Origin of the sequence: Pseudophaeobacter sp. (genome assembly GCF_048267565.1) — a bacterium.
Classification (GTDB): Bacteria; Pseudomonadota; Alphaproteobacteria; order Rhodobacterales; family Rhodobacteraceae; genus Pseudophaeobacter; species Pseudophaeobacter profundi.
This window is the reverse complement of sequence record NZ_JBLWXG010000001.1, coordinates 345,385-371,931: the sequence shown is the minus strand read 5'-3', so window position 1 is coordinate 371,931 and position 26,547 is coordinate 345,385. Positions and strand designations below refer to the sequence as shown.

Genomic DNA, 26,547 nt, shown 5'->3' with positions numbered 1-26,547 from the left:
CCCGGCGTCACATGAACCAGTTTTATTGATCTAGAATTTTGTTCAGGCGGGCCTGCTCTTCGTCATTCAGGTCGGCGTCCCCCTCTGCCGCGGCAGCCCGACCACGGGCGCGCATATAGGCCCCCGCCATCGCCAAAGCCAGCAGCAACATCAAAGGACCCGCCGCCCAAAGCAGCCAGTTCGCCCCGGTGGTGGTAGGCCGCAGCAGCACATATTCGCCGTAGCGATCTACCACGAACTCGATCACCTCTGAGTTGCTGTCCCCTGCCACCAGGCGCTCGCGCACCAGGATGCGCAGATCGCGGGCCAGCTCGGCGTTGGATTCATCAATATTCTCATTTCGACAAACCAGGCAGCGCAGATCCTGCGAAAGCTCACGCGCGCGCTCTTCCAGAACTGGATCGCCTAGCACCTCATCCGGTTGCACCGCAGCCGAGGATGTCGGCAGCAAGGCGATACACATGGCCAGCGCCAAGGTCAGGGCACCGAAATAGGGTTTCAAACCGGTCATTCTGCGGCCACCCCTGTTGGTTTGACGCTACCCGCCTGCCCTCTGCCAGCGCCCGCAGCCACGCGGAACCGTCGATCACTCAGGCTGAGCAAACCGCCAAGCGCCATCAGCAGACAACCGCCCCAGATCCAGTTGGCCAGGGGTTTGATATAGGTCCGTACGGTCCAGCCGCCATTGTCCTGCTGATCGCCGATCACCACGTAAAGGTCGCGCAGCAGCCGGTAATCGATGGCAGCCTCGGTGGTGGGCATCTTGGCTACGGGATAGTCACGTTTTTCAGGATAGAGCACCGCAACATCGCTACCAGACCTGCGCACCGAAACCGTGCCCATTGTGGTAAAGTAGTTCGGGCCACGCGCCCGTTCGACCGAGTCGAGCGTCAAGCTATAAGCGCCAACCGTAAAGGGCTGGCCAATCTGCGCCACGCGGATGTCTTCCTGTTCCCAGGCGGTCAGCCCGGCAATGGCAAAGATGGTGACGCCAAGCCCTGCATGGGCCGTGGCCTTGCCCCAATCCGCCCGTGGCAGGCGCAACATACGCCCCAGGCTGCCGGTGCGGCCCCACAGATCCACCGCAGCACCAAAGACCACCCAGGCCCCGACAAACAGCCCTATAGGCCCAAGCCCCGACCGGCCAGTCTGCATCGCCCAGGCCAGCACCGCCAGCGCCAGCGCCAGCCCAAAGGCATAGCGCAGCTTGTACAGGGTACGACGCAGCTTGCCGCGTTTCCACGGCATCATGGCCCCAATCGGCAAGGCCGCGCCCAAAAGCACCATAAAGGGCGTAAAGGCAGCGTTGAAGAAGGGGGGGCCAACCGACAGCTTCCGGTCAAAGGCCATCTCGGCCACGATCGGCCACAGGGTACCAAAGAAGACCACAAAGCACCCCACCGCCAGCAAGATGTTATTGGTCACCAGCGCCCCTTCGCGGCTGACCAGCCCAAAGACGCCACGCGCCTGCATCGACTGGGCTCGGGCTGCAAACAGCGTCAGCGCCCCGCCGGTAAAGAAGGCGAGGATCATCAGAATGAAAATCCCGCGCTCGGAATCATTGGCAAAGGCATGCACCGAGGTCAGAAGGCCAGAGCGCACGATAAAGGTACCGATCAGCGAAAAGCCAAAGGCAAGAATGGCCAGAAGGATTGTCCAGCTCTTCAGGGCTTCGCGCTTTTCCACCACGATGGCAGAGTGCAACAACGCAGCCGCCAGCAGCCAGGGCATGAAAGAGGCGTTTTCAACCGGATCCCAGAACCAGAAACCGCCCCAGCCCAATTCGTAATAGGCCCACCAGCTACCAAGCGCGATGCCGATGGTCAAAAAGATCCAGGCCGCCAGGGTCCATGGGCGCACCCAGCGCGCCCAGGCCGCATCCACCCGGCCTTCGATCAGGGCGGCCACGGCAAAGGAAAAGGCCATAGAAAGGCCGACATAGCCCAGGTAAAGAAAGGGCGGATGAAAGGCGAGACCGGGATCCTGCAACAGCGGGTTCAGATCCTGGCCATCAAAGGGCGGCACCGACAGGCGCAAGAAAGGGTTTGATGTGAACAGGATAAAGGCAAAGAACGCCACCCCGATCGAGGCCTGAACCGCCAGAACCCGCGCCTTCAATGTCTGCGGCAGCCCATTGCCAAAGACCGAAGCCAAAGCCCCAAACAGGGCCACGATCAACACCCAAAGCAGCATGGAGCCTTCGTGGTTTCCCCAGGTCCCGGAAATTTTATACAGCATCGGCTTGGCCGAATGGCTGTTCAAGGTCACCAGCCGCAGCGAGAAATCAGAGGTGACAAAGGCCCAGACCAGCGCGCCAAAGGCAAAAGCGGTGAAAAAGAACTGCGCCTGTGCGGCCGGTTCAGCCACGGCCATCCAGCCCGGCCAGCGTTTCTGGGCTCCGATCAGCGGCACCACCATCTGCACGATGGCAATCATGAAGGCGAGGATAAGGGCGAAATGTCCGAGCTCTGTAATCATGTCTTTTTCTATAGTCCTAAGCCAGCAGGAGGCAAATGGAAAACCCCGCGTCCCGCCGCCGCAGGCAATCGCGATTGAGTGATGTCTTGTACCAGGATCCCCGCCCCTGCACCGGTGGCACAGTGGCAAAGATATGCGCGAACCCTATGCTGCAATCAGCTTTCAGGATCTTGGTAAACGCCCTGCTCTTTTAGCGCATCCACCACTTCTTTGGGCATGTAGGTTTCGTCGTGTTTGGCAAGGATTTCAGAGGCTTCAAACACACCGTTCACCAGGCTTCCGGTGCCAACCATGCCCTGGTTCTCTTCGAACAGATCCGGCAGAACGCCGGTAAAGGTCACCGGAACCGTGGCACCGCCATCGGTCACGGAAAAGCGCACCACTTCGCCCTGGCCGCGTATCAGGCTGCCATCCTCAACCAGGCCACCAATGCGAAAAACCTCGCTCGCGGGGGGCGGGGTTTCCACCACCTGGCTGGGAGAGCGGAAATAGTTGATGCCGTCTTTCAGTGCAGTCCCAATCGCAACGGTGGAAACCACCAAGGCAACCACCGCAAGGGCGATCACCTGAATACGACGTTGTTTTTTAAGGTTTTTCATCTGCACAACTTTCGTTTGCGATCAGGGGAAGAGCGGCGCCATCATCAGCCCGGCTGTTTCCTCTTCACCTAACATCAGATTGGCATTCTGCAAGGCCTGGCCGCTGCTACCTTTTGTCAGGTTATCCAGCGCGGCAAAGACAATTGCGCGCCCCTCCAGGCGATCCGCTGCGACCCCAATATGGCAGAAGTTTGATCCCCGCACATGATGCGTGCTGGGCGCTTCGCCAAAGGGCAGAACCTCGATGAAGGGTTCATCGCCATATGCCACTGCCAGAGCCTGATGGATCGCACGCGCATCGCCTTTCACATAGGTGGTCGCCAGAATGCCGCGATTGGCCGGCACCAGATGCGGGGTGAACTGCACCTTGACGGGCCGTCCGGCAAGGGCCGAAAATTCCTGATCAAACTCCCCCAGATGTCGATGGGTACTGCCAATGGCATAGGCGTTATATCCCTCGCTCAGCTCGGCGTGCAGCAGATTTTCCTTGAGCGCCCGCCCGGCCCCGGAGACCGCACATTTCAGATCCAGAATAATCTCGTCCAGATCAATCAGCCCCGCGGTGATCAGGGGGCGCAGCGCAAACTGGCCAGTAGCCGCGTTGCAGCCGGTACCGGCCACCAGACGTGCGGTTTTGATCTCTTCGCGGTAAAATTCGCTAAGGCCATAGACCGCCTCTTTCTGCTGTGCGAGGGCGCTATGCGGGTTGCCATACCATTTTTCATATTCCGCTGGATCCCGCAGCCGGAAATCCGCTGACAGATCAACGATCTTCAGCGTGTTCGGCAGCGCGGCAATCACTTCCTGGCTGGTCTTATGCGGCAGGGCACAGAAACACAGGTCGATCTCGGCAAAGTCGATTTCGCTGATTTTACAAAGCACTGGCAGATCAATGTGACGCAGATGCGGAAAGACCTCTGCCATGGTCAGCCCGGCCTTACGTTCAGCAGAAAGGGCCGCGATTTCGATATTGGGGTGATTTTCAATCAGCCGGACCAGCTCTGCGCCCGTGTAGCCGCTGGCGCCAAGAATTGCCACTTTATGGGTCATGTCGGACCTCGTCTTGATATGTTGGTGGGTCAGTCCCAGCCGAATACCGGCGAGACAAAGGGAAATAACGTGATCTGTCGTTGTTCTGGGTCATACTCTCGCGAGATTTGGCCAAGCTGACCTGCGATGGTATTCCCAAATCGACGGCCCGACGTATCAGGCTGCTTGGAAAGAGATCTGTCGTCGCAAAAACTGCGTTGCGCGGTCACTGACACGATCAGGATTACCGGTGGTGTAGTAGCCGCCCGCGCCCGCCCCCTGCATATGTGGGTGGCGCTGTAGATAATCCGCCAGACTGTCGGCCACCAGTTTGCCCTGACTAAAGACCTTTACGTCGGCGCCCAAGGCATCCTGGAAGCAGGATTCCAGCAAGGGGTAATGAGTGCACCCCAAAATGGCAGCCTGCGGCTCGGGCATCTTGCGCTTTAAGGCCTCGACATGGCTGCGCACCAGGGCTTCGGCCAGGATCATATCACCGTCTTCTATGGCATCAACGATGCCACCGCAGGCCTGGGCCTCGACGTCGACACCAATGGCGCGAAAGGCCAGTTCACGCTGGAAGGCGCGGCTGGAAACCGTTGCAGGCGTTGCAAAAAGTGCGACATGTTTTACGGCAACTTCACGCGGCGGGCTATTGTCACCCCACTGACGTTCGGTCATCGCCTCGATCAGGGGGACAAAGACGCCAAGCACCCGCTTGCCCGCAGGCAGGCCCTCTTCCTGCATCCGCCGCAGCGCCGCCGCTGATGCTGTGTTGCAGGCCAGAATGACCAGATCGCAGCCCTTTGACCACATATCCTGCACCGCAGATTTGGTCAGCTGATAGATGTCTTCAGCGTCGCGCACACCATAGGGTGCCCGCGCACTGTCTGCATAATACAAAAAATCCACGTCCGGCAGACGGGATTGGGCGGCTTTCAGGACGGTCAGCCCGCCGAGGCCGGAATCAAAGATACCAACAGCCATGGTCTCACTTTCAGGCCCGTATTTCAGGCGCGATGCTTTTCCTCGAACTCAAACCCATAATCATAGGATTTGAGTGGTTTCGGAGACAGCTCATACGTGGCTTTGCGCAGGAAATCCATCATTCCTTTTGTATCCCCCACCAGAGGGTTCAATCTGTCGCGCCCGATAGGCGCACCAATGACAACTTTCACGGGGGTATCGACGCGGTTTTTGAATTCCTTGATCAGCAACCCCATGCGCAGGGTCGCATGCAAATGGCTGGCGATCTGAAACAGCCGCGAGGTATGGCCGTCAAAATAGACCGGCACCACCACCGCGTCTGATTTGGCCACCATCCGCGCGGTAAAGCCGCGCCAGCGCGGATCCATCGGATGGGCAAAGGGGTGCACCCCGGTTGAAACTGTCCCGCCGGGAAAGATCCCGATGGCACCGCCCTGCCCCAGATAGCCAAGCGCGGTCTTGCGGGTCTGTATGTTCAAGCGCAGGGCCTCTTTGCTGGCGGCAAAAGAGATCGGCAGCACCGCCCGCTCCAGATCACTGGCTTTGCGAAACACCTGATGCGCCAGAATGCGGAAATCGCCACGCGCGTCGGCCAGGATCTTACCCATCATCAACCCATCCAGAATACCATAGGGGTGGTTGGCAATCAGGATCACCGGTTGATCCCTGGGGATATTGCAGATCGCGCCGCCGACCACATCCAGGCTCAGCCCATAGCGCTTTGCGATGACGTTCCAAAAATCCGCACCAGCCTGCAACTCCTGCTCATAGCCTTTGGCGCGCTTGATCAACTGCAGGCGGCCAGTGGTGTTTTCCATCAGGCGGATAACCGCCCGCCCAGCCAGGCTTTCAGCGGAATGGGCATAGGAAATCTGTCGCGCGATCTGCTGCGGGTTGCCAGGGGCACCGCCTGTCACTTCGACGGAGATTGCGGCACTGTCAGGGCGGGTCATTGGCTGCCTCATTGCTGCGGCAGGCAGGCACCTGCCCCCTACACGTCGCAGCGAGGGGTAACAGGGGTATGACAAAATGGCGACAGGGCATTCATCCCTGCGCATTTTTCCTGCACGGGGCGCAGAATCACACCGCAAAGAAGCGCCAGATATTCTGGCACTTCCTTTTATTTACAACACCCTAGCGGCCAAAGCGAAGGTCATTCAGCGGCATTTTTTGCCGGGTTTCCAGCCTGGCTGAGCGCGATCAGCAGCTCCTCGCGGCGCTTGGCCGCCTTGGCTTCGCTTTCCAGTTTGACCGGGCCAAAGCCACGGATCTGCAAGGGCAGCTCTGCCAGGGCGATAAGCGCATCGCGCGTGTCTGCGTTCAACTGGGGCAGCCAGGCCTTCATATCCGCCTCATACTGCTTGATCAAAGCACGCTCCATCTTGCGTTCAGCGGTATAGCCGAACAGATCCAGCGGCGTACCGCGCAGCGACTTCATCTTGGCCAGCAGACGCAACCACCGGGTCAAACCGGGGCCAAACTTGCGCTTTTGCGGACGGCCATTGACCAGCTTGCCCCCAAAGATTGGCGGCGCCAGATTGTAAGAGACCTTGAGATCGCCTTCAAACTCTGCGGCTACTTTTTCATGGCTCGATAGCAAAAGCCGGGCAACTTCGTATTCATCCTTATAGGCCAGAAGTTTATGATAGCCCTTGGCAACGGCTTCTTTCAGCGCGGGATCGGTAATGCCCGAGAGCAGTTTGGCATATCGCTTGGCCAGCCCAGCCCCCTGATAGGCCACCAACTGATCGCTACGGAAGGAAATCTTGTCCTCCAGCGTTTTTGGCATCTCGACCACATTGGACGGCTTGGAGATCCGGGCGGCCTCTGCCGGGTCAACCACAGCCCAGCGGCCGATCTCAAAGGCGCGCAGATTGCGATCGACCGCAGCACCATTCAGGGCAATCGCCTCGGTGATGGCGTCATGGCTGACCGGGATCAGCCCCTGCTGCCAGGCCGCGCCAAAGACCATCATATTGGAGAAAATCGAATCCCCCATGGTCGCGCGCGCAAGTTCAGAGGCATCAAACAGCGCCAGCTTATCCTGCAGTCTCGCTTGAAGAGCAACTTCCAAACGGTCGGTAGGCAAATGGAAATTAGTGTCACGGGTGAAATCACCGGTGATGATTTCATGGCTGTTGACCACCCCGCCGGTACGACCGGTTTTCATCAAACCAATGGTCTTGGCCCCGGCGCTGACCACCAGATCACCGCCGATCAGCGCGTCGGCCTCACCGGTAGAGACCCGAATGGCGCTAATGTCTTCGGGGCGTTTCGCCAGTCGGCAGTGGATATGCACAGCGCCGCCCTTTTGGGCGAGACCAGCCATTTCCATCATACCAGCCCCCATGCCATCAATCTGGGCTGCCTGTGCCAACACGGCGCCGATGGTCACAACCCCGGTGCCACCAACCCCGGTGATCACCACATTATGGGTGCCGTCAATCTCAGGCAGTTTGGGATCAGGCAGATCTGGCAATTTCAACTCTGCTGTTGCTTCCTTGCGGATCTTGGCGCCCTCAACCGTGAGGAACGAGGGGCAAAACCCGTTGAGGCAAGAAAAATCCTTGTTGCAAGAGCTTTGATCGATCGCTCGCTTGCGGCCCAGTTCCGTTTCCTTTGGCACAATAGAGACGCAGTTGGACTGAATACCGCAATCGCCACAGCCTTCGCAGACATCCGGGTTGATAAAGACCCGCTGATCCGGATCAGGGAACTGGCCCCGCTTGCGCCGACGGCGTTTTTCTGCGGCACAGGTCTGGATGTAGATGATGGCCGAGACGCCTTCGACCTCTTCGAATTCTCTTTGGACATCCATCAGTTCGGCGCGTTCATGCATCCGCATACCCGCCGGGAACAGCTTGGCGTCTATGTCTTCCTTGTCATCATAGACCACGGCGATGGTCTTCATGCCCATGGCCTTTAGCTCATGTGCGATCTGATGCGCGGTCAATCCACCCTCGGCCTGCTGGCCACCAGTCATGGCAACCGCATCGTTATACAGGATTTTATAAGTGATATTGGTGCCCTCTGCGAGGGCCGCGCGGATCGCCTGAACGCCAGAGTGGTTATAGGTACCATCGCCGAGGTTCTGGAACACATGCTTCCGGTTGGAAAACGGTGCCTCACCGATCCAGTTGGCGCCCTCGCCGCCCATATGGGTGAACCCGGTGGTTTCACGGTCCATCCACTGCACCATGAAGTGGCAACCAATGCCTGCGTAGGCGCGACTACCTTCGGGAAGTCTGGTTGAAGAGTTATGCGGGCAGCCCGAACAGAAATAGGGCAGACGCGCTGCAATTTCTTCGACATTGTCCGCCCGTCGTGCATCATCCAGCGATGCGAGGCCAGCCTTGATCGCCTCTGTATCGCGGCCCTCTTCGATCAGGATACCGCCGAGCTTTTCAGCGATCATAATCGGATCAAGTGCATATTTTGTTGGGAACAGCTCCTCGCGATGCGTCGAACCTGCGCCCCCCTTGTACCAGCCATAGACCCGGCGGCCCCGGCGGTCATCAAAAATCGCCTCTTTGATCTGGATCTCGATCAGCTTGCGCTTTTCTTCGACAACCACAATGAGATCAAGGCCTTCGGCCCAGACGTTAAAGCCTTTCATATCCATTGGCCAGGTCTGACCAACCTTATAGGTGGTGATGCCCAGACGTTCGGCCATTGCTTCATCGATGTTCAGCAGATCCAACGCATGCACCAGGTCCAGCCAGTTTTTGCCCGCAGCCACAAAACCGATCTTGGCCCCCGGCTTACCCCAGACCCGTTTGTCCATCTTGTTGGCATGGCTAAAGGCTTCGGCGGCAAAGCGCTTGTAATCGATAATACGGTCTTCCTGCTGGAAGCGATCATCCGCCAGCCGGATATTCAACCCATCGGCTGGCATGTCAAATTCTGGCCGCACCAGCTGCACCCGATCCGGATTGCCATCGACAACCGAGGTCACCTCGATGGTGTCCTTCATCGTCTTCAGGCCAACCCAAAGCCCGGAAAAACGGCTGAGTTCATATCCGTAGATGCCATAATCAAGGATCTCCTGCACCCCAGCCGGGCTGAGAACCGGCAGGTAGCAATCCAGCAGTGACCATTCTGATTGGTGCAGCACTGTCGAGCTCTCGCCGGTGTGGTCGTCGCCCATGGCAACCAGAACACCGCCGTTTTTTGAACTGCCTGCCATATTCGCATGGCGGAAGGCATCGCCCGAACGGTCGACCCCAGGCCCCTTGCCGTACCACAGGCCAAAAACACCGTCATATTTGCCTTCGCCGCGGATTTCGGCCTGTTGCGCGCCCCACAGGGCGGTCACAGCCAGATCTTCGTTCAGACCGTATTGAAAGGTCACATCGGCACCTTTCAGGTGTTTTTCCGCCCGGTTCATCTGTATGTCCACCGCCCCCAGAGGTGAACCACGATACCCCGTCACCAGACCAGCAGTATTCAACCCCGCCGCCTTGTCACGCGCCTTTTGCATCAGCATCAGGCGCACCAGCGCCTGTGTACCATTCAACATGACGGGCGATTTGCTTAGGTCAAATTTGTCATTGAGCGAGATCTTTTGCGTGCTCATCCGGGCCTCCCAACCATAAATTAGCTTGCAGTGCTTTGCCCAATATTAGGTCATAATTGTTGACCTGTATAGGCGGTTTTTCCATTTTTCCCTCGCGTTGTCGCGGGAAATTGATAAACCCTTGTGATTTCATATAGTCTGTTACAAACAGATCGAAAGAGGCGGATATGGATTGGGATAAGCTCAGAATTTTTCATGCGGTCGCCGATGCCGGCAGCCTGACCCATGCAGGCGACAAGTTGAACCTGTCCCAATCTGCGGTCAGCCGACAGGTGCGCGCGCTTGAAGAAAGCCTGAATGCAACGCTGTTTCACCGCCATGCGCGCGGCTTGATTCTGACCGAACAGGGTGAATTGCTGTTTGATGCCACCAAATCCATGTCAATGCGGCTTGAGGCGGCATCGGCCCGGATCCGCGACAGCGAGGAAGAGGTGTTTGGCGAGCTCCGCGTCACCACGACCTTTGGCTTTGGCACCCTCTGGCTGGCACCACGCCTGACCAAGCTGTTTGACAAATACCCCAACCTTAAGATCGATCTGATGCTGGAAGAGCGGGTGCTTGACCTCCCAATGCGCGAAGCCGATGTGGCGATCCGCATGAAAGAGCCAAGCCAGGCGGATCTGGTGCGCAAGCGTCTGATGACCGTGCAAATGCAGCTCTATGCGTCGCGCAAGTATCTGGATCGCAACGGCATCCCGCAGGTGCCGGAAGATATCAGTGCCCACCGCTTGATCTGCCAGAACCAGCGCTCGGCGCAGGTGGGTCAGGCTGCTGTGCTGGTGCAGCGGCTGATGACGCATAATCCTGGCTCACTGCTGACGGTGAACAACTATTTTGGTGTCTTGCAGGGGGTCCTGCATGATCTGGGAATTGGCATCCTGCCCGACTATGTCACAGAGGACTTTCCGGATCTGGTCGAAGTGCTGCCCAATGACGATAACAGTGGCGTGCCGGTCTATCTGGCATACCCGGAAGAGCTGCGTCATTCTCAACGAGTTTCCGCCTTCCGTGACTTTGTCCAGACAGAGATCATGGCGCACCGCAAAAACATGAAAGAGCTTGGCAAAATCTGATCGCCGCAGGGTCCGCAGCAAGCCATGCAATAAACGCATAGCGGAAATGTCCATTAACGGAACTAAAACCCTTGAAGGGGCAGCATCATAACCCTAAATGAAGCGCATGAAGACAACGGCACTTGCCAGTCTTCATACCTCCCTGTTGGACTTCGGCCGAGCTTAGTGCTCGGCCTTTTTTTTGGGCCTTTTGCCAGCAGGCTGGGCTTTGGCCCCTTTGGTGGCTTTGGACATAAGCGCAAACAGCCCTCGCCCGATGTGCTTGGCCGAAGATGTCTCTGCCCGGCGCGCGCCGCAAGCGCTCTGGGGCTCTTTGCGCTCTGCGCGTCACGAATGCCGCATATTTGTGCGCATTCTCGCGGTCCCGCACAACAACCGGGCAGGCCTGTGCCTCATGCACCGCTGATTTCGCCAGGCCCGCCTTGGCCCGACCAGAGCGCCCGCCAGCGGACTGCGCCATAAGAAAGCCCCTTCCCCATTCGCCAAGCATGCTCTAAAAGCCGCCTCAGTAGCACCATGGGGGGCCAAAACAGCGCCATGCAAGAACCAGCCATCACACCCGAACTGATCGCAAGCCACGGTTTGAACTCTGAAGAATACGACATGATTCTAGAGATCATCGGTCGTGAACCCAGCTTCACCGAGCTCGGCATCTTCTCGGCCATGTGGAATGAGCACTGCTCTTACAAGTCCTCCAAGAAGTGGCTGCGCACCTTGCCCACGACTGGCCCACAGGTGATCTGCGGCCCCGGCGAAAACGCGGGCATCGTCGATATCGGTGATGGCGATGCGGTGGTCTTCAAGATGGAAAGCCACAACCACCCCTCTTATATCGAACCCTACCAAGGCGCGGCCACCGGTGTTGGTGGCATTCTGCGCGACGTCTTTACCATGGGCGCGCGCCCTATCGCCTCGATGAACTCGCTCTCCTTTGGGGAGCCCTCTCACCCCAAGACCCGGCAGCTGGTCAACGGTGTGGTCGAAGGCATCGGCGGCTATGGCAACTGCTTTGGCGTACCCTGCGTCGGCGGTGAAGTCCGCTTTCACCCTGCCTATAACGGCAACTGCCTGGTCAATGCCTTTGCGGCAGGCCTGGCCAAGACCGACAGCATTTTCTACTCTGCCGCCTCGGGCGTTGGCATGCCGGTGGTCTACCTTGGTGCGAAAACCGGCCGCGACGGTGTTGGCGGTGCCACCATGGCATCGGCTGAATTTGACGACACCATTGAAGAAAAGCGCCCCACCGTACAGGTCGGCGACCCCTTCACCGAGAAACGCCTGATGGAGGCCACGCTGGAGCTGATGCAAACCGGCGCCGTGATTTCGATCCAGGACATGGGCGCGGCGGGTCTGACCTGCTCAGCGGTGGAAATGGGCGACAAGGGCAAGCTGGGCATCAAACTGAACCTCGAAGATGTCCCCCAGCGCGAAGAGAACATGACGGCTTATGAGATGATGCTCTCGGAAAGCCAGGAACGCATGTTGATGGTGCTGAAGCCAGAACTCGAAGCAGACGCCCGTGCAGTGTTTGAAAAATGGGATCTGGATTTTGCCATTGTCGGTGAAACCATCGCCGAAGACCGTTTCCTGATCTTGCACAACGGCGAGACCAAGGCCGATCTGGTGCTGTCGAAACTGGCCTCGACTGCGCCCGAATATGACCGCCCCTGGGTGGCCACCCCGCCGGCCGAGCCGCTGACCGACGCCGATGTCCCCACCATTGATCCCATTGATGGGCTGAAGGCCTTGATTGCCTCGCCCAACTATGGCGGCAAACAGTGGGTTTATGAACAATATGACACCACCGTCATGGGCGACACATCCCGCCGCCCCGGCACAGGGTCAGGCATCGTCCGGGTGCATGGCACCGAAAAAAGCCTCGCTTTCACCTCGGATGTGACGCCGCGCTACGTCAAGGCCAACCCGGTTGAAGGCGGCAAACAGGCGGTGGCCGAAGCCTATCGAAACCTGACAGCTGTAGGCGCCAAACCTCTGGCAACAACCGACAACCTGAACTTCGGCAATCCCGAAAAGCCCGAAATCATGGGCCAGTTCGTCGGCGCGTTGCAGGGCATAGGCGAAGCGGTGGCCGCGCTGGATATGCCCATCGTGTCGGGCAATGTGTCGCTGTATAATGAAACCGACGGTCAGGGCATCCTGCCCACGCCAACGATTGGCGCGGTTGGGCTTATTGCTGCGGGCGAAACCCCGATCACCGGCGAAGCCCGCGACGGCCATATCGCGTTGCTGATTGGTGAAACCCTTGGCCATCTGGGCCAGTCGGCGCTTCTGGCTGAGGTCTTCAACCGCGAAGATGGCGATGCCCCTACCGTTGATCTGGAAGCGGAAAAGCGCAACGGTGAATTCATCCGCGCCAACCGCGACCTGATCAAGGCCTGTACCGATTTGAGCGATGGCGGCCTGGCCCTTGCGGCGTTTGAACTGGCCGAAGAGGCTGGCGTTGGCGTCCAGATCGACGCAAGCGATACCCCGACGCTGTTTGGCGAGGATCAGGCGCGCTATCTGGTGGCCTGCAACTTTGACCAGGCCGAGGGGCTGATGCTCGCGGCGGGCCAGGCGGGTGTCACCCTGACGACCGTGGGCAGATTCACCGGCGACAGCGTTAAAATCGGCGGCTCCGAGGCCCCACTGGCAGAGCTGAAAGAGATCTTCCGCAGCAGTTTTGCCGCCTCAGTGGCTTAAAGCCCGGATTTCACATCATTGAAAAAGGCGCGCGAGGTTTGCGCGCCTTTTTCATGTCCGCCTTTGTGCCCGCACCCCCGCCTTGCGGGCTATCTGCGTGCGGCTCTTGTGGCTTGAGTGCTTGCACTGACCCCAAGGCCACCCTAAGTTTCACAACAAGACCAAATGCCAAGGACAGATCCAATGCCAATGCAAGCTCAAGAAATCGAAGACCTCCTGCGCCAGACCTTCCCGGACGCAGAGATTCAGGTCGCAGGTCAGGACGGCGTCCATATGTCTGCCATGGTGGTGGACGAGAGCTTTCGCGGCAAGAACCGCGTGCAGCAGCAACGCGCAGTTTATGCCGCACTAAAAGGCAAGATGGACGGCTCCAACGGAGAGCTGCACGCCCTGGCCCTGACGACCAAAGCGCCAGATTGAGAGTAACAGCCTGATTGCCGCCGCTGCCTTGGCGATGCTGGCGATCTGGACTTTTCTAGAGCTGTTACCATATATCGAACAAAACCGCCAAAGGCGGCATCGCCAAAAGGACACCTATAGATATGAGCGACGCACAGACCCGCATCGACGAAACCGTAAAAGCCAGTGACGTGGTGCTCTTTATGAAGGGTACCAAAGACATGCCACAATGTGGGTTTTCCTCCCGCGTGGCCGGCGTGTTGAACTATATCGGTGTGGACTACACCGATGTGAATGTGCTGGCCGACGAAGACATTCGCGCCGGTATCAAGGAATATTCGGACTGGCCGACCATTCCACAGCTATACATCAAAGGCGAATTTGTTGGCGGCTGCGACATCATTACCGAAATGACCCTGTCTGGCGAATTGGACGGCATGTTTGCCGACAATGATATCGCCTTTGACAAGGACGCCGCAGATAAGATCCGCGAAGCCAACGGCTAAGCCATCGCGCGTATTACCGCAGGCCTGTGCGCCCCGCTCGGCTACAAAAAAAAGACCCTTCCGGTTTTCACCGGAAGGGTCTTTTGCTTTGTCGCGGTGCGATCAAGATGCTTGGTCAATGACCTGTCACGCCTTACCAGGTGCACAGGCCCCAAACACCCACGCCTATGTCGCTGCGGCTTTTTCGTCCAGATGCTGCGCCAGCGCCTCTGCCCGAGCGGCCAGTTCTGCCAGGGTTTCCGGCACCTGCGGCGGCACCACGGGCACCTCGATGCGCTCTGGCTCTGGGGCGGGGGCGTTTCGCAGGGCTTCCAGCTCTGCGACGCGTTCAGCCAGTTCTGCCTCGACCTCTTTGATCCGGTCCTCGACAGAGGCCGTCTTATCGGCCAGCATCAGCCCCGCCATCAGCAGCATACGTGCCTCCGGCATCCGGCCAATCTGATCCGACAAAACCTGAGCCTCGTCATCAAGCATCTTGGCGGCAGATTGCAGATAGCTTTCCTCGCCCACCTGGCAAGAGACTTCAAAGCCACGTCCGCCGATATGAATGGTGATTTCCGGCATCAGACTTCCTCTCCTTCCGGCAGATGTTGCGCCGAAGCCAAAAGCGGCTCCAGCTTGGCCAGGACTGCATTGACCTGGGCCTGATCTCTCGCCTGGGCGACGCGCAGGCTTTCGTTTTCTGCGTTCAACACCGCGTTGGCGCTGCGCAGTTCTTGCAGTTCATCGCTGTCCGACGCGGGCACTGCGGCAGCTTTCTGCGCCAGCTGATCTTTCAAGGCGCTGATCTCCGCCTCAAGCGCGGCCTGATCCACCGCCGTACCAAGATCGCCCTCACCTACATTGGAAAGCTCTGAAATTTGCACCTTAAGGTCTTGATTTTGCTCGGCAAGCTCAGCAAGCTGGACCTCCAGCGCCTCTTTCTCGGCAGCCAGCCCATTGCCCGCACTTTCCAGCGCGGCCCGCAACCGCAGAACTTCCTGCTTCAGCGCATCCTTTTCATCGGTATTGCCAACTTCGTTGCGCAACAACTCCAGCTCTGCCTGCAGTGCTTCCATATCGCCGATATCGGGTGCAGCGGCCGCAGCGGATGCGGCCTGCTCCAGCTCTTGCAGCCGGGTATGCAGGACCTTGACCCGCTCTTCCAGCTGGGCATTTACGGTCTTTTCTTCATCCAGCGCCTGTTCCAGAACAGAGGTATCCGCTGCAAGCTTGGCCTCTTCCTTGGCTGCGGCATGCGCCTGTTCCAGCCTGCCAACACCAGAGCCGATCCGCTCCATCGCGGCCAGAATACGCCCCTGCAACTCTTCGATCTGCGTCATACCTGTCCCTCACCCCTCATCCGTACTGCCCTTATCTCTATTGCCGGCGCCGCTTACCAGCCGCATTCTTCCAGCTTTGGCCCCGCAGATCCGAACCCTTCGGTGCCAGACCATAGCGAATCGCTTTGCGCTGTCCAGATCGGCAGCAGCTTAACGGAAGCAGGAGTAAAACACCCCCCCATTGCTTTCAAGCACTTGCGGCGCTGACTTCGCGCTACAGGCAGGGAATGGCGCAGAAAGCTTGATCTTTGGGCTGTCACTGTTATTGAGCGGCAGACCAGCCTGGTAACCCAAAGGAAGACTTCAGTGGATCTGACAGCCCTGCGCACCGCCAACCCCGATCATTGGAACAAGGCTGCGGCCATCCGTGCCCTTGCACTTGACGCCGTAGCCGCCGCCAATTCCGGCCACACAGGCATGCCCATCGGTATGGCCGATGTTGCCACCGTTCTGTTTGAAAAGCATCTGAAGTTTGATGTCGCCGCACCACAGTGGCCAGACCGCGACCGTTTTATCCTGTCGGCCGGCCACGGTTCTATGCTGATCTATTCTCTGCTTTATCTGTGTGGTGACAAGCAGGTCACCCTGGATCAGATCAAGAATTTCCGCCAGTTGGGCGCGCTGACTGCGGGCCATCCTGAAAATTTCCTGCTGGATGCGGTTGAAACCACCACCGGCCCGCTGGGTCAGGGCATTGCAAACGCCGTTGGTTTTGCCATGGCCGAAGAAATGCAGCGCGCCCAGTATGGCCGCAAGATTGTCGATCACCACACCTATGTCATCGCAGGCGACGGCTGCCTGATGGAAGGCATCAGCCAAGAGGCCATCGGCCTGGCCGGACGCCATTCACTGGGCAAGCTGATTGTGCTGTGGGACAACAACAATATCACCATCGATGGCACGGTTGAATTGTCCGACCGCACCAACCAGGTTCAGCGCTTCCGTGCCTCTGGCTGGCAGGTGATTGAAATCGATGGCCACGATCCGCTCGCGATTGATGAGGCCCTGACCGCTGCCAAGAAATCGAAGAAACCTTCGATGATCGCCTGCAAGACCCATATCGCCCTGGGCCATGCCGCGCAGGATACCTCCAAGGGGCATGGCGCGCTGACCGATGCCGACCAGATGGCCGCTGCCAAGGCCGCCTATGGTTGGACAGCCGGACCGTTTGAAGTGCCGACAGATCTCAAGGCGCAGTGGGAAGCGATCGGCAGCCGTGGTGCGACAGATCGCGCCGCATGGGAGGCCCGCTTTGCCGAGGTCTCGCAGCAAAAGCAGGATCGCTTTAACCGCGCCTATGCGCTGGAAGCCCCCAAGAAGCTGTCAGCCACCATCAAGGCGCTGAAAAAACAGGTCTCTGAGCAGCAGCCAAAGGTCGCCACCCGCAAGGCATCGGAAATGGCGCTGGAGGTGATCAACCCGATCATGCACGAAACCGTTGGTGGCTCGGCTGATTTGACCGGTTCCAACAACACCAAGACCGGCGATCTCGGGATGTTCGACACCGACAATCGCAAGGGGCGTTATGTGTACTGGGGCATTCGTGAACACGGCATGGCCTCGGCGATGAACGGCATGGTGCTGCACGGCGGTATCCGCGCCTATGGCGGCACCTTCTTCTGCTTCACCGACTATGCCCGCCCTGCCATGCGTCTGGCCGCGCTGATGAAGATCCCGACAGTGTTCGTGATGACCCACGACAGCATCGGCGTTGGCGAAGACGGTCCGACCCACCAGCCGGTGGAGCATCTGGCAATCTGCCGCGCCACGCCCAACACCTATGTGTTCCGCCCCGCGGATGCGGTTGAAGCGGCTGAAGCCTGGGAAGTGGCCCTCACCGAGAAGGAAACCCCTTCGGTGATGACCCTGACCCGTCAGAACCTGCCCACCCTGCGCACCGAGCACAAGCTGAACAACCTCACTGCCAAGGGCGCCTATGTGCTGGCCGAGGCGACCGGCAAGCGTCAGGCCATCCTGATCGCCACCGGGTCCGAGGTGTCATTGGCGATGGAGGCCAAGGCCAAGCTGGAAGCCGAAGGCATCGGCACCCGCGTGGTTTCCATGCCCTGCATGGAGCTCTTTGCCCAGCAGGACGAAGCCTACCGCCGCAAGGTGCTGCCCGCAGGCCCCGTCCGCGTCGGCATCGAGGCCGCAATGCGCGCCGGCGGCTGGGATCGCTGGTTGATGGGCGAACGTGGTCAGGAGAAAAAGGCCGGATTTATCGGCATGGACCGCTTTGGTGCTTCGGCGCCCGCAGGTGAATTGTTCGAAAAATTCGGCATCACCGCCGAGGCCACCGTCGCCAAGGTAAAAGAGCTGCTAGGGTAAAACCACAGTTCAGTAAGAACACATAAGAACACAAAGGGCACCCAATTGGGTGCCCTTTTTTGTCATGTAATGTCAGCTAAGCGGACCAACCCGACATTCACCTAGGCCATTCAGGTTCATGACAGCCTGCCGGAGGGGTGAAGATCATCCTCGACCGCGGGCCGCATTTCTGGCGATTGCGGCAATCAGGTCCGTCCGAGTGACAATGCCGACAACTTTTCCATATTCGAGCACGGGGACGGCATCAGTATCCCCGTCCGCCATCATTGGGAGCAACGCCGCGATCGGAGTGTCGGCGGTCGCGCGGGGTACAGCTACGCTCATGATGTCCCCTGCAGTCATCGGCTTTTGCCATTCACGGTCCAGAAGGCGCCGTAGCGCGGCCCAGTAGCCTCGCTCCAGGCGCAGCGCGTCGGCCCGGGCCTGGTTGATGAGATGCATTTGGAATATGACCCCCTTGAACGCCTTGTCGGCCCCCACGACGGGTAGTGATGTGAACCGATGCTGTCGAAACAAGTCCGCGATCTCGCCGAGGGAGGTCTCCAAGCTGACGGTGATGAGGTTGCGGGACATGATATCCTGTGCGGTCACGGGGCCAGACGATTGCGCTGCGGCCAGGAGTTCTGCCGCGCCGATCAGCCGCGCGAGATCCTCGACGCCGAGATTGAAGGATTGGCTGTACCGTTCGAGGATACCAGTCAGCTCTTGCTCGGATAAACCCAGCCGTTCTGTCGGGTTGCGGTCTTCTGTTGCATGCTTGCTAGGATCGTCGAATTGCCGGAACGGGTAGTGCCGCCCGGTGAGCCTTGCGTAGAGGGTCGCAAGCATTACGAGAGTCGCCGTTCCGATGGCTATGGGGGCAAGCGCGAACCAGAACCCCAGTTGTGCGATGGCGTCCGGGGACATGGCAGCAGTCATAGCGACCGCACCTGCAGGAGGATGAACGGCGCGACACAGGATGGTTGCGGTGATCGCAAGACCCACTGCAAGGGCGATCCGCAGCGTCTGATCCGGCACCAGGAGGCAGACGGCCACGCCTACGATAGCGGCAACGGTATTGCCGACAATCGCCGACCAAGGTTGTGCCAGAGGGCTGTTTGGCAGCGCGAAGAGGAGGACGGAGGACGCCCCGAATGGAGCGACGAGATAGAGCCCCAATTCCGGGTCGATCTGAGGAGACAAAAGAAAAAGTCCGGTTAACCCCAAACCGATGAGGGCGCCAAGCCCGGCACGTATGGCTTCAACGCCTGAAACACGGGCCACGGCGGGGCCAAGTGATTTTAAAGTAAGCAAATGCGCGCCTCCGAATGAGTTGTGCGCAAAATTTCATCAGTTTGCGAAAGATTCAACCTGTCATCTCATTGAGATACCGCTGCAGTCATCGCCCGGCCGTCCCTGTTAGTCGCGCGCGGTGGCCTGCTTTGCGCCGGCGCCTTGCGGAGATGCAGCACTTGGATCACCGCCCTATAGAAACCCAGACGGATGTTTGGCTTGGTGTGAAGTTTGCAGGCAGCCCGAAGCAACCGACTGAACCAGAAGTGATCGCAGGGCTATTCAGTGGGCAGGCATCTGGGTCGCCATTTGAAAGCTGCCGGTCCGCAGGCGGCTGCACGCATGGGTGAAGCTGCGGGATCACGGCAGACCTCGGACATACGGTACAGCGGCGGCAATTTCCTAGCCGTTTCAGCATTGTCTTGCGGCAGGCACCAGACGTTGTAGCGGGCCTGGGCATGTCGCTTCTGAATAGGGGCTTGAATGACCGATACCTGCATCTTTTGCCAGATTGCCCGTGCGGCAGTGCCCGCACACAAGCTCATCGAGGATGATCTCGTGCTTGCGTTTCTCGATCTTCACCCGATCTGCGAAGGCCACGCTCTGATCAATTCCAAGCAGCACCATCCCTGGTTCGAGGATCTGCCGGAATCCACCGCATTACGGATCATGTCTACGGGACAGCAGTTGGCACGCGCGATGAAGCGTGAATGGGGTGCAGAGCGCGTCTCGGCCTTCTACACCGGCATCCACGTTCCGCCCGCCCATGCCCATGTTGTGCCTATGTTTCACCGCCATGATGTCACCTCGGCGCGGTATCTCGAAGACGGCTTCGAGGAATTTTCTTTACCCCCTAGTCTGGGCGGCGCAGCGCTTGCCTGGCAGAAGCTTGCTGAATGGAAAACCCAGCCACAGCTTGGCAGTGATACGCTACCTGAGCCATGATGTCTGCCTTCAGCACCTGTGGGCCTGATTGAGAGATTTGCATAACGGCAGGTTTCTGGCTCATCTGAACCGTCAAGGAGTTAAGATGAGACGGAAATCTGAAACCACGAATTCACGCAGGGCGCCGACAAAGCTGCCGTGCGGCATTGTGAAGCGAAGGTCCGCTACGCTTGGAAGCCTTCGCTGCCAATTGCACATTGATTGCAGATATTTATTCACTGTCGTTCAGAATAATTTGGCCGGTCGGCCCGACCTTCAAAAACCTATCGCGCCAAGCCCTGGTCCAATGATCGCGGCTATCGCAATCGCCGAAAACGATGGGGTTGTCTGCAAACCCTCATGGATGTGACCCGCCACTCAAAAGTGATATTTGACATATCATAGTCCATGTTTTATCTGGCTTTTATCCAATGTAGAATATGCCTCATGATCACTGGCCCTCAAATGCGCGCGGCGCGTGCCCTGCTCGGTATCGACCAGAAAACCCTGGCCGAGCTGGCGGGATTATCCGTGCCGACGATCCAACGCATGGAGGCCAGCAGCGGCAATGTCCGTGGCATCGTAGAGAGCCTTACCAAGGTGGTCGCGGCGCTTGAACTTGCCGGCGTCGAGCTCATCGGAGAAGGCTCCGCCAGCACCGCGGGCGGACGCGGTGTGCGACTGAAGGCACCTCCGCCGAAACACTGATCCCTCAACCCGCGACGGCGACCGCCGACACTCAGCCGACGATCCCGCCGCAACCTTCCAAGGTGCGGCCACAGATGAAAGACCAGATCAGCAGACAGAGCGGCGCTCCGAATTTCGCTGAACTCTTCACACCGAAACTCGTCACCGTTCTTCGCGAAGGTTACAGTCTGACGCAGCTGCGCGCGGACGCCATAGCCGGATTGACCGTCGCCATTGTTGCGCTGCCGCTGTCGATGGCCATCGCTATCGCGTCAGGCGTGCCCCCGGCACAAGGCCTGTACACCGCCATTGCTGGCGGTTTTCTGGTTTCACTGCTCGGCGGATCGCGCTTCCAGATCGGCGGCCCAGCGGGAGCCTTCATCGTGCTGGTCGCCGCCACTGTCAGCCAGCACGGGATGGAGGGATTGATCCTTGCAACCTTCCTGTCAGGCTTGATGATGGCAGCCGCCGGCTTTCTGCGGCTGGGGACCTTTATCAAGCTGATCCCCTTCCCGGTGACAGTCGGATTTACCGCCGGGATCGCGGTCATCATCTTCGCCAGTCAAATCAAGGAACTGTTCGGCCTGACGCTGGAACATGAACCTGGTGAACTGCTGGAGAAGATTCCGGCGCTCTGGGCATCCAGGTCGAGCCTGACGCCAGCTGCGCTTGGCGTTTCCGCGGCGACAGTGGCCGTCATTCTTGGCCTGCGGCGCTGGCGCCCGCACTGGCCAGGCATGCTGATCGCCGTCGGTCTGGTCGCCGCCGCCACGGCATTTCTCGCGCTGCCCGTGCAGACCATCGGCTCCAGGTTCGGCGGCATTCCCTCGTCGCTTCCAGCACCGCGCCTGCCGCCGCTCTCCAAGGACGGCTTCCTCGCAGTCCTCCCGGCTGCCGTCTCCTTCACCTTACTGGGTGCCATCGAGTCGCTTCTGTCCGCTGTTGTCGCAGACGGCATGACCGGCCGCAGACATCGCTCAAACTGTGAACTTGTCGCTCAGGGCGCGGCCAACATAGGGGCCTCGCTTTTCGGAGGCTTCTGTGTGACCGGCACCATCGCGCGCACTGCTACCAATGTGCGGGCCGGGGCGCATAGCCCGTTCGCTGGGATGCTGCATGCCGCATTCCTGCTCCTGTTCATGTTCGCAGCCGCGCCGCTTGCCTCCTACATCCCGCTGGCCGCACTCGCAGGCGTTCTGGCTGTCGTCGCATGGAACATGATCGAGAAACCAGCCGTCGCCATCCTCGTCCGCTCGGGATGGGGTGAGGCGACAGTGTTGGGCGCCACGTTCTTCCTGACCATATTCCGCGATCTGACAGAGGCCATCATCACCGGCTTCGCGCTCGGTTCGGTTCTGTTCATTCACCGCATGAGCCGGACTGCAGGTGTTGCAACAGACAGCGCCTTCGTCAGCCGCGACGAGGCCGACACAGCGCACCCACGCGGCGAATATGATGCAGAGCGGGCCGCGGACCCCGACGTGGTCATCTACCGGCTAACCGGCGCGCTGTTCTTCGGCGCCGCGGCCTCCATCGGCTCTGTGCTCGATCGCATCCAAGACACCCACAAGGCGCTGATCATCGATTTCTCCTCCGTGCCCTTCCTCGACTCGACCGGCGCCAACATGATTGTGGGGCTTGCCCAAAAAGCTCAGAAGCAGGGTGTCGCGGTTTGGCTTACGGGTGCGTCCAGTGACATCCTGCGTGTGTTCGTGACCCATGGCCTGAATCGTCCGCTGGTCCACTATGCCGCCACGGTTGACGAAGTTCTGGATCTGCTGCGCGAAGACGCCACCCGCGATCGGGATGCAGACTGATGCCAGGGCCCGGCAGCGAAACACGTTGCCCGACACGTCGTCAGAAAGGCAAGGCCGAGGCGCGGCGACGCTATATCCTGGAGGCCCTTGAACGCCCGCGGACGCAGGCGGAACTGCGGGATGCCCTCGGGATGAGCAACAGCGGGATATTGCACCTTCTGCGGAGGATGGAACACGACGGGCTGGTGCGGCCCGCCGAACGGGTCTGCCGCACCCGGATCTGGGAGCGGGTGGGCAAGTCGGCATCGGGTCGAAGATCATGACAGACGAAAAGCGGGTTCCGGAGCCAAGTGAAACGGGTGAAAAAGAAGTCCAACGAAGGAGAGATTGAGGTGGTGTACAAGGATTTCGAGGATTGGCTCTTGGAGGAAATCAGGCTGGCCGAAGAGACGTCACAGGCTATCACGGCCGACACTCTTTGGGTTGGCTCAAAGCTTAATCCTTCAGCCAGTAAAATTGAGAGGATGGCGCAAAACTATAGAGAAAAGGCAGATCGGTTGCGGGGAATGCTCAACCGTTTGTCGCCAAATTAAGGAGCGGATGGATGTTCCATTTTCAAAAGAACGTCAATGAATCTTGCGCTGTATTTAAGTGTCCAGTGTGCCGGATTGATTTGGATCTTGAGCTAAGCGAAGTGCCGCCCGAGGGTGAACTGTTCGAATGCCCAAGTTGTGCCGCCCAACTGACTGTGCAGTATAAAAAGGGCGAAGCCACCTAAGGTGTTCAGCATGCCTGACGAGGTGAACGGCCCCTATACTCTGGTATCAGACATTCACGACTGGCGCGGCGAAAGAGAAAGGAGAGCCCAACTTGACCAATGCTGCACACGCGAGATAGAATATTGCTGTCCAAATCAGTAACCTATGATGATGAGACTAAAGAAACCCAATATCTATATTTTTGGCGCATCTGGAAGTGGCTCAACAACGCTAGGGCGAGGCATTTCGTCGGCATTGGGATTGGTGCATGTCGACACCGATGATCACTACTGGGCTCCTATTGATCCGCCGTTTTCTGTCAAGAACTCTCCCGAAGAGCGCGTTCGTTCTATGCGAAGCGCACTTGGAAATGAGGGGTGGGTACTGTCTGGGGCCTGCAACGCGTGGGGTGAAGAACTGGTTGATAAGGCTGACATAATCGTTTTCACGTCGCTTGCTACTCCTCTCCGACTACAACGTCTTCGTTCGCGTGAGAAAGTTCGTTTTGGCGAACGGATCGAAAAAGGCGGTGACATGTTTCAAATTCACGTTGACTTCATTGAATGGGCAAAGGGTTACGACGACCCCAATTTTAATGGCCGCAATATAGGCATGCATGAACGATGGCTGGAGAGACAGAATAAGCCTGTCTGCCCAGTTAACTCAGATTGTGACGTCGAAAGCAGCGTTCAAACCGTCATCGACGCTCTAGCCGCACTTTCGTGAATGGCGGCCCTGTCCGCGATCTGTGAATTCGGGTGACGGATCTCGCTGCAGCATGCTTGGACGGCTGGGTTCACGCCGCGCAGCGGAGCCGAAAATGATGCAGTCGCGCCCATTCACACCATAGAACTTTGACAGTATTAGTGGCTTGCTTTCGCGCTTGTGAACTTACCCATCACCGGCCCAATCACCTTGGTCGCTACGGGGATCAGCACCAATCCCCAAGCGATACCAAAGATGCCGTCCATGGTGGCCTTGGCACTCCACTCAACAAATCCACTCCAGGCCTCAGGCACCCTATGGCTCACAGCATAGGCAAGATCGTGGATGTGATGGCCGAGCCAGCCAAAGCCCAGAACCTCCAGCCCGTGGATGATGATGGAGCCGCCAACCCAAAGCATCGCAGCTGTGCCGACAACAGACAAAAGCCACATCAGAACCGGCATGAATTTCACCAGCCCGCGCCCAAATCCGCGCCCAACAGGGGTTGGGGCATGTTTGGCCAGGAACAGGCCGACGTCGTCCATCTTTACAATCAATGCGACCGAGCCATAGACCGCAAGCGTCACGCCAATGCCGACAACCGCCAGCGTCGCGGCCTGCATCCAGACATTTGGCACCTCGATCGCGGCCAAGGCAATGGTCATGATTTCTGCCGACAGGATGAAATCGGTCTTGATGGCGCCTTTGATCTTTTGCTCTTCCAGATGGCCTGGGTCCTTGATGCTCATGTCCTGCTCAATCTCATGGCTGGCATGGGGAAACAGCACGTGAAAGATCTTTTCCGCGCCTTCAAAGCACAGGTAGCTGCCCCCCAGCATCAAGAGCGGCGTGATGACCCAGGGGGCAAAATTCGCCAAGAGCATTGCCACCGGCAGCAACAGGATCAGCTTGTTGAACAGCGACCCGCGAGTGATGCGCCAGATGATCGGCAATTCACGCGCCGGGGCAAAGCCCTGGACATATTTTGGCGTCACTGCCGCATCGTCGATGATAACACCGGCAGTTTTGGCACCGGCCTTGCCCGCCGCTGCCGCCACATCATCCACCGAGGTCGCCGCCACCTTGGCAATCGCTGCCACATCATCCAGCAAAGCTAGCAATCCGCTCATGTCAAAAACCCTTATCCCCGGCGCAAATTTTCCCGCAACCTACCCTATCTGACCCGCAGAGCAAGCGTTAGCGCCATCGGTGCCGCAGGGGCAAATCCCGTTAACGCCACCGGTGAAAACCGTTAACGCCACCGGGCCAAGTTTGCGCTAACATGCTGTATTTTCGCCGCTTTCCCCCCTTTTGAAGCAGTAAGATGAGGGCTATATGCGGGGTTAAGATTTGCTCGCCTGGAGAAATGCACATGACCATTAAAGTCGGGATCAACGGTTTTGGCCGCATCGGCCGCTGCACCCTGTCACATATCGCAGCCTCGGGCCGCGACGATATCGAAGTGATCAAGGTGAACGCGACAGGCCCGCTGGAAACAGCGGCGCATCTGATCAAATATGACTCGGTGCATGGTCGCTTCCCCGGCGAGGTCACGCTGGGCGATGGCACCATGAACCTGGGCCGCGGCGACATGCAGATGTATTCCACCTACAACATGGAGGATCTGGACTGGTCCGGCTGTGACGTGGTTCTGGAATGCACCGGCAAATTCAACGATGGCGAAAAGGCCAAGGCGCATCTGCAGCGCGGTGCCAAAAAGGTGCTGCTCTCGGCGCCCGGTAAAAACGTCGACAAGACAATCGTCTTTGGTGTCAATGACGCCGAGCTGCGAGCCAGCGACACGATGATCTCGAACGGATCCTGCACCACCAACTGCCTGGCCCCTATGGCCAAGGTGCTGGACGAAGCCTTTGGCATCGAGCACGGCATCATGACCACAATCCATGCCTACACCGGTGATCAGCCCACCCTGGATCGTCGCCACAGCGATCTGTACCGCGCCCGCGCTGCCGCCATGTCGATTATCCCGACCTCTACCGGTGCGGCCAAGGCTCTGGGCGAGGTGCTGCCAAATCTGAAGGGCCGCCTGGATGGGTCGGCAATGCGGGTCCCGACGCCAAATGTATCGGCCGTCGACCTGACTTTCCGTGCCAGCCGCGATGTAACAGCCGATCAGATCAACGCCGCCATGCAAGAAGCCGCCATCGGCCCAATGAAGGGTGTGCTGGGCTATGAGCCTGCGCCGCTGGTCTCGACTGACTTCAACCATTCCTCGGAAAGCTCAATCTTTGCCCCCGACCAAACCCGCGTGGTCGAAAACCGCATGGTCCGGGTTCTGGCTTGGTATGACAATGAATGGGGCTTTTCCGTGCGCATGGCCGATGTCGCCGTCGCCATGGGACGCTTGGGCTAAGCCCCCTACCCGACCGGAAAAAACCGACCTGACCCACAGGTCTCACTTGAGATTTAGCGCCCGTTCAGGC

The 26,547-nt window shown here is 58.7% G+C and carries 23 protein-coding genes; 12 read left to right on the top strand and 11 right to left on the bottom strand.

Annotation, left to right across the window (positions count from 1 at the left end; all coding sequences use genetic code 11):
- Positions 1–22 precede the first annotated feature (22 nt).
- From ACN0VH_RS01780 to ACN0VH_RS01750, 7 genes are all read right to left on the bottom strand, one after another.
- Positions 23–511: a cytochrome c-type biogenesis protein gene (locus tag ACN0VH_RS01780; protein ID WP_417699289.1), complete on the bottom strand. Its 489-nt coding sequence runs from the start codon at positions 509–511 to the stop codon at positions 23–25.
- Positions 508–2,478 (bottom strand): heme lyase CcmF/NrfE family subunit, encoded by a 1,971-nt coding sequence (locus ACN0VH_RS01775; RefSeq protein ID WP_278921551.1) that lies wholly within the window; start codon positions 2,476–2,478, stop codon positions 508–510. Before ACN0VH_RS01775 ends, ACN0VH_RS01780 begins: the two co-directional genes overlap by 4 nt.
- 155 nt (positions 2,479–2,633) lie before the next feature.
- Positions 2,634–3,077, bottom strand: coding sequence for a cytochrome c maturation protein CcmE (ccmE, locus tag ACN0VH_RS01770; protein ID WP_417699288.1), 444 nt, complete (start codon positions 3,075–3,077; stop codon positions 2,634–2,636).
- 21 nt (positions 3,078–3,098) lie between these two features.
- Positions 3,099–4,127: an N-acetyl-gamma-glutamyl-phosphate reductase gene (argC, locus tag ACN0VH_RS01765; protein ID WP_278921549.1), complete on the bottom strand. Its 1,029-nt coding sequence runs from the start codon at positions 4,125–4,127 to the stop codon at positions 3,099–3,101.
- 156 nt (positions 4,128–4,283) lie between these two features.
- On the bottom strand, positions 4,284–5,093 hold the full coding sequence (gene murI / locus ACN0VH_RS01760; protein ID WP_417699287.1) for a glutamate racemase: 810 nt from the start codon (positions 5,091–5,093) through the stop codon (positions 4,284–4,286).
- A 23-nt stretch (positions 5,094–5,116) separates the two neighbouring features.
- Positions 5,117–6,046, bottom strand: coding sequence for a lysophospholipid acyltransferase family protein (locus ACN0VH_RS01755; RefSeq protein ID WP_278921547.1), 930 nt, complete (start codon positions 6,044–6,046; stop codon positions 5,117–5,119).
- A 200-nt stretch (positions 6,047–6,246) separates the two neighbouring features.
- Positions 6,247–9,669, bottom strand: coding sequence for an indolepyruvate ferredoxin oxidoreductase family protein (locus tag ACN0VH_RS01750; RefSeq protein WP_417699286.1), 3,423 nt, complete (start codon positions 9,667–9,669; stop codon positions 6,247–6,249).
- A 167-nt stretch (positions 9,670–9,836) separates the two neighbouring features.
- Here ACN0VH_RS01750 and ACN0VH_RS01745 point away from each other — a divergent pair, with 167 nt between their 5' ends.
- From ACN0VH_RS01745 to grxD, 4 genes are all read left to right on the top strand, one after another.
- The gene (locus tag ACN0VH_RS01745; protein ID WP_278921545.1) at positions 9,837–10,742 is read left to right on the top strand and encodes a LysR family transcriptional regulator; all 906 of its coding nucleotides are present in this window, start codon (positions 9,837–9,839) and stop codon (positions 10,740–10,742) included.
- A gap of 537 nt (positions 10,743–11,279) precedes the next feature.
- Entirely contained in the window at positions 11,280–13,445 is a 2,166-nt protein-coding gene (gene purL, locus ACN0VH_RS01740) for a phosphoribosylformylglycinamidine synthase subunit PurL (protein WP_278921544.1), read from the top strand.
- A gap of 183 nt (positions 13,446–13,628) precedes the next feature.
- The gene (locus ACN0VH_RS01735; protein WP_278921543.1) at positions 13,629–13,865 is read left to right on the top strand and encodes a BolA/IbaG family iron-sulfur metabolism protein; all 237 of its coding nucleotides are present in this window, start codon (positions 13,629–13,631) and stop codon (positions 13,863–13,865) included.
- A gap of 122 nt (positions 13,866–13,987) precedes the next feature.
- On the top strand, positions 13,988–14,350 hold the full coding sequence (grxD, locus tag ACN0VH_RS01730) for a Grx4 family monothiol glutaredoxin (protein WP_278921542.1): 363 nt from the start codon (positions 13,988–13,990) through the stop codon (positions 14,348–14,350).
- A 165-nt stretch (positions 14,351–14,515) separates the two neighbouring features.
- On the opposite strand, the gene ACN0VH_RS01725 is transcribed toward grxD, so the two are convergent.
- Positions 14,516–14,914 (bottom strand): cell division protein ZapA, encoded by a 399-nt coding sequence (locus tag ACN0VH_RS01725; RefSeq protein WP_417699284.1) that lies wholly within the window; start codon positions 14,912–14,914, stop codon positions 14,516–14,518.
- Positions 14,914–15,672: a colicin transporter gene (locus ACN0VH_RS01720; protein WP_417699282.1), complete on the bottom strand. Its 759-nt coding sequence runs from the start codon at positions 15,670–15,672 to the stop codon at positions 14,914–14,916. Before ACN0VH_RS01720 ends, ACN0VH_RS01725 begins: the two co-directional genes overlap by 1 nt.
- A 306-nt stretch (positions 15,673–15,978) precedes the next feature.
- Between ACN0VH_RS01720 and tkt the strand changes: the two genes are divergently transcribed.
- Positions 15,979–18,000, top strand: coding sequence for a transketolase (gene tkt / locus ACN0VH_RS01715; protein WP_278921539.1), 2,022 nt, complete (start codon positions 15,979–15,981; stop codon positions 17,998–18,000).
- Between the two features lie 144 nt (positions 18,001–18,144).
- Here tkt and ACN0VH_RS01710 read toward each other — a convergent pair whose 3' ends face one another.
- On the bottom strand, positions 18,145–19,293 hold the full coding sequence (locus tag ACN0VH_RS01710; RefSeq protein ID WP_278921538.1) for an HPP family protein: 1,149 nt from the start codon (positions 19,291–19,293) through the stop codon (positions 18,145–18,147).
- Positions 19,294–19,755: 462 nt separating this feature from the next.
- On the opposite strand from ACN0VH_RS01710, the gene ACN0VH_RS01705 reads away from it, so the two are divergent.
- The 6 genes from ACN0VH_RS01705 (at position 19,756) to ACN0VH_RS01680 (ending at position 24,124) form a co-directional block, all read left to right on the top strand.
- Entirely contained in the window at positions 19,756–20,217 is a 462-nt protein-coding gene (locus tag ACN0VH_RS01705) for an HIT family protein (RefSeq protein ID WP_417699281.1), read from the top strand.
- Between the two features lie 426 nt (positions 20,218–20,643).
- A complete protein-coding gene (locus ACN0VH_RS01700) occupies positions 20,644–20,904 on the top strand; it encodes a helix-turn-helix domain-containing protein (RefSeq protein ID WP_278921536.1) in 261 nt (86 codons plus the stop codon).
- A gap of 74 nt (positions 20,905–20,978) precedes the next feature.
- Complete coding sequence (locus ACN0VH_RS01695) at positions 20,979–22,700, top strand: SulP family inorganic anion transporter (protein WP_417699278.1); 1,722 nt, start codon at positions 20,979–20,981, stop codon at positions 22,698–22,700.
- Positions 22,700–22,963 carry a hypothetical protein gene (locus ACN0VH_RS01690; protein WP_278921534.1) on the top strand — a complete coding sequence of 88 codons (264 nt, stop codon included), beginning with the start codon at positions 22,700–22,702 and terminating at the stop codon, positions 22,961–22,963. Before ACN0VH_RS01695 ends, ACN0VH_RS01690 begins: the two co-directional genes overlap by 1 nt.
- A 36-nt stretch (positions 22,964–22,999) precedes the next feature.
- The gene (locus ACN0VH_RS01685) at positions 23,000–23,233 is read left to right on the top strand and encodes a hypothetical protein (RefSeq protein ID WP_417699276.1); all 234 of its coding nucleotides are present in this window, start codon (positions 23,000–23,002) and stop codon (positions 23,231–23,233) included.
- Positions 23,234–23,563: 330 nt separating this feature from the next.
- Positions 23,564–24,124, top strand: a complete 561-nt coding sequence (locus ACN0VH_RS01680; RefSeq protein ID WP_278921532.1) for a P-loop NTPase family protein — start codon at positions 23,564–23,566, stop codon at positions 24,122–24,124.
- Positions 24,125–24,261: 137 nt separating this feature from the next.
- Here ACN0VH_RS01680 and ACN0VH_RS01675 read toward each other — a convergent pair whose 3' ends face one another.
- On the bottom strand, positions 24,262–25,233 hold the full coding sequence (locus ACN0VH_RS01675) for a DUF808 domain-containing protein (RefSeq protein WP_417699275.1): 972 nt from the start codon (positions 25,231–25,233) through the stop codon (positions 24,262–24,264).
- Positions 25,234–25,475: 242 nt separating this feature from the next.
- On the opposite strand from ACN0VH_RS01675, the gene gap reads away from it, so the two are divergent.
- A complete protein-coding gene (gap, locus tag ACN0VH_RS01670; RefSeq protein WP_278921530.1) occupies positions 25,476–26,477 on the top strand; it encodes a type I glyceraldehyde-3-phosphate dehydrogenase in 1,002 nt (333 codons plus the stop codon).
- Positions 26,478–26,547: the final 70 nt, after the last annotated feature.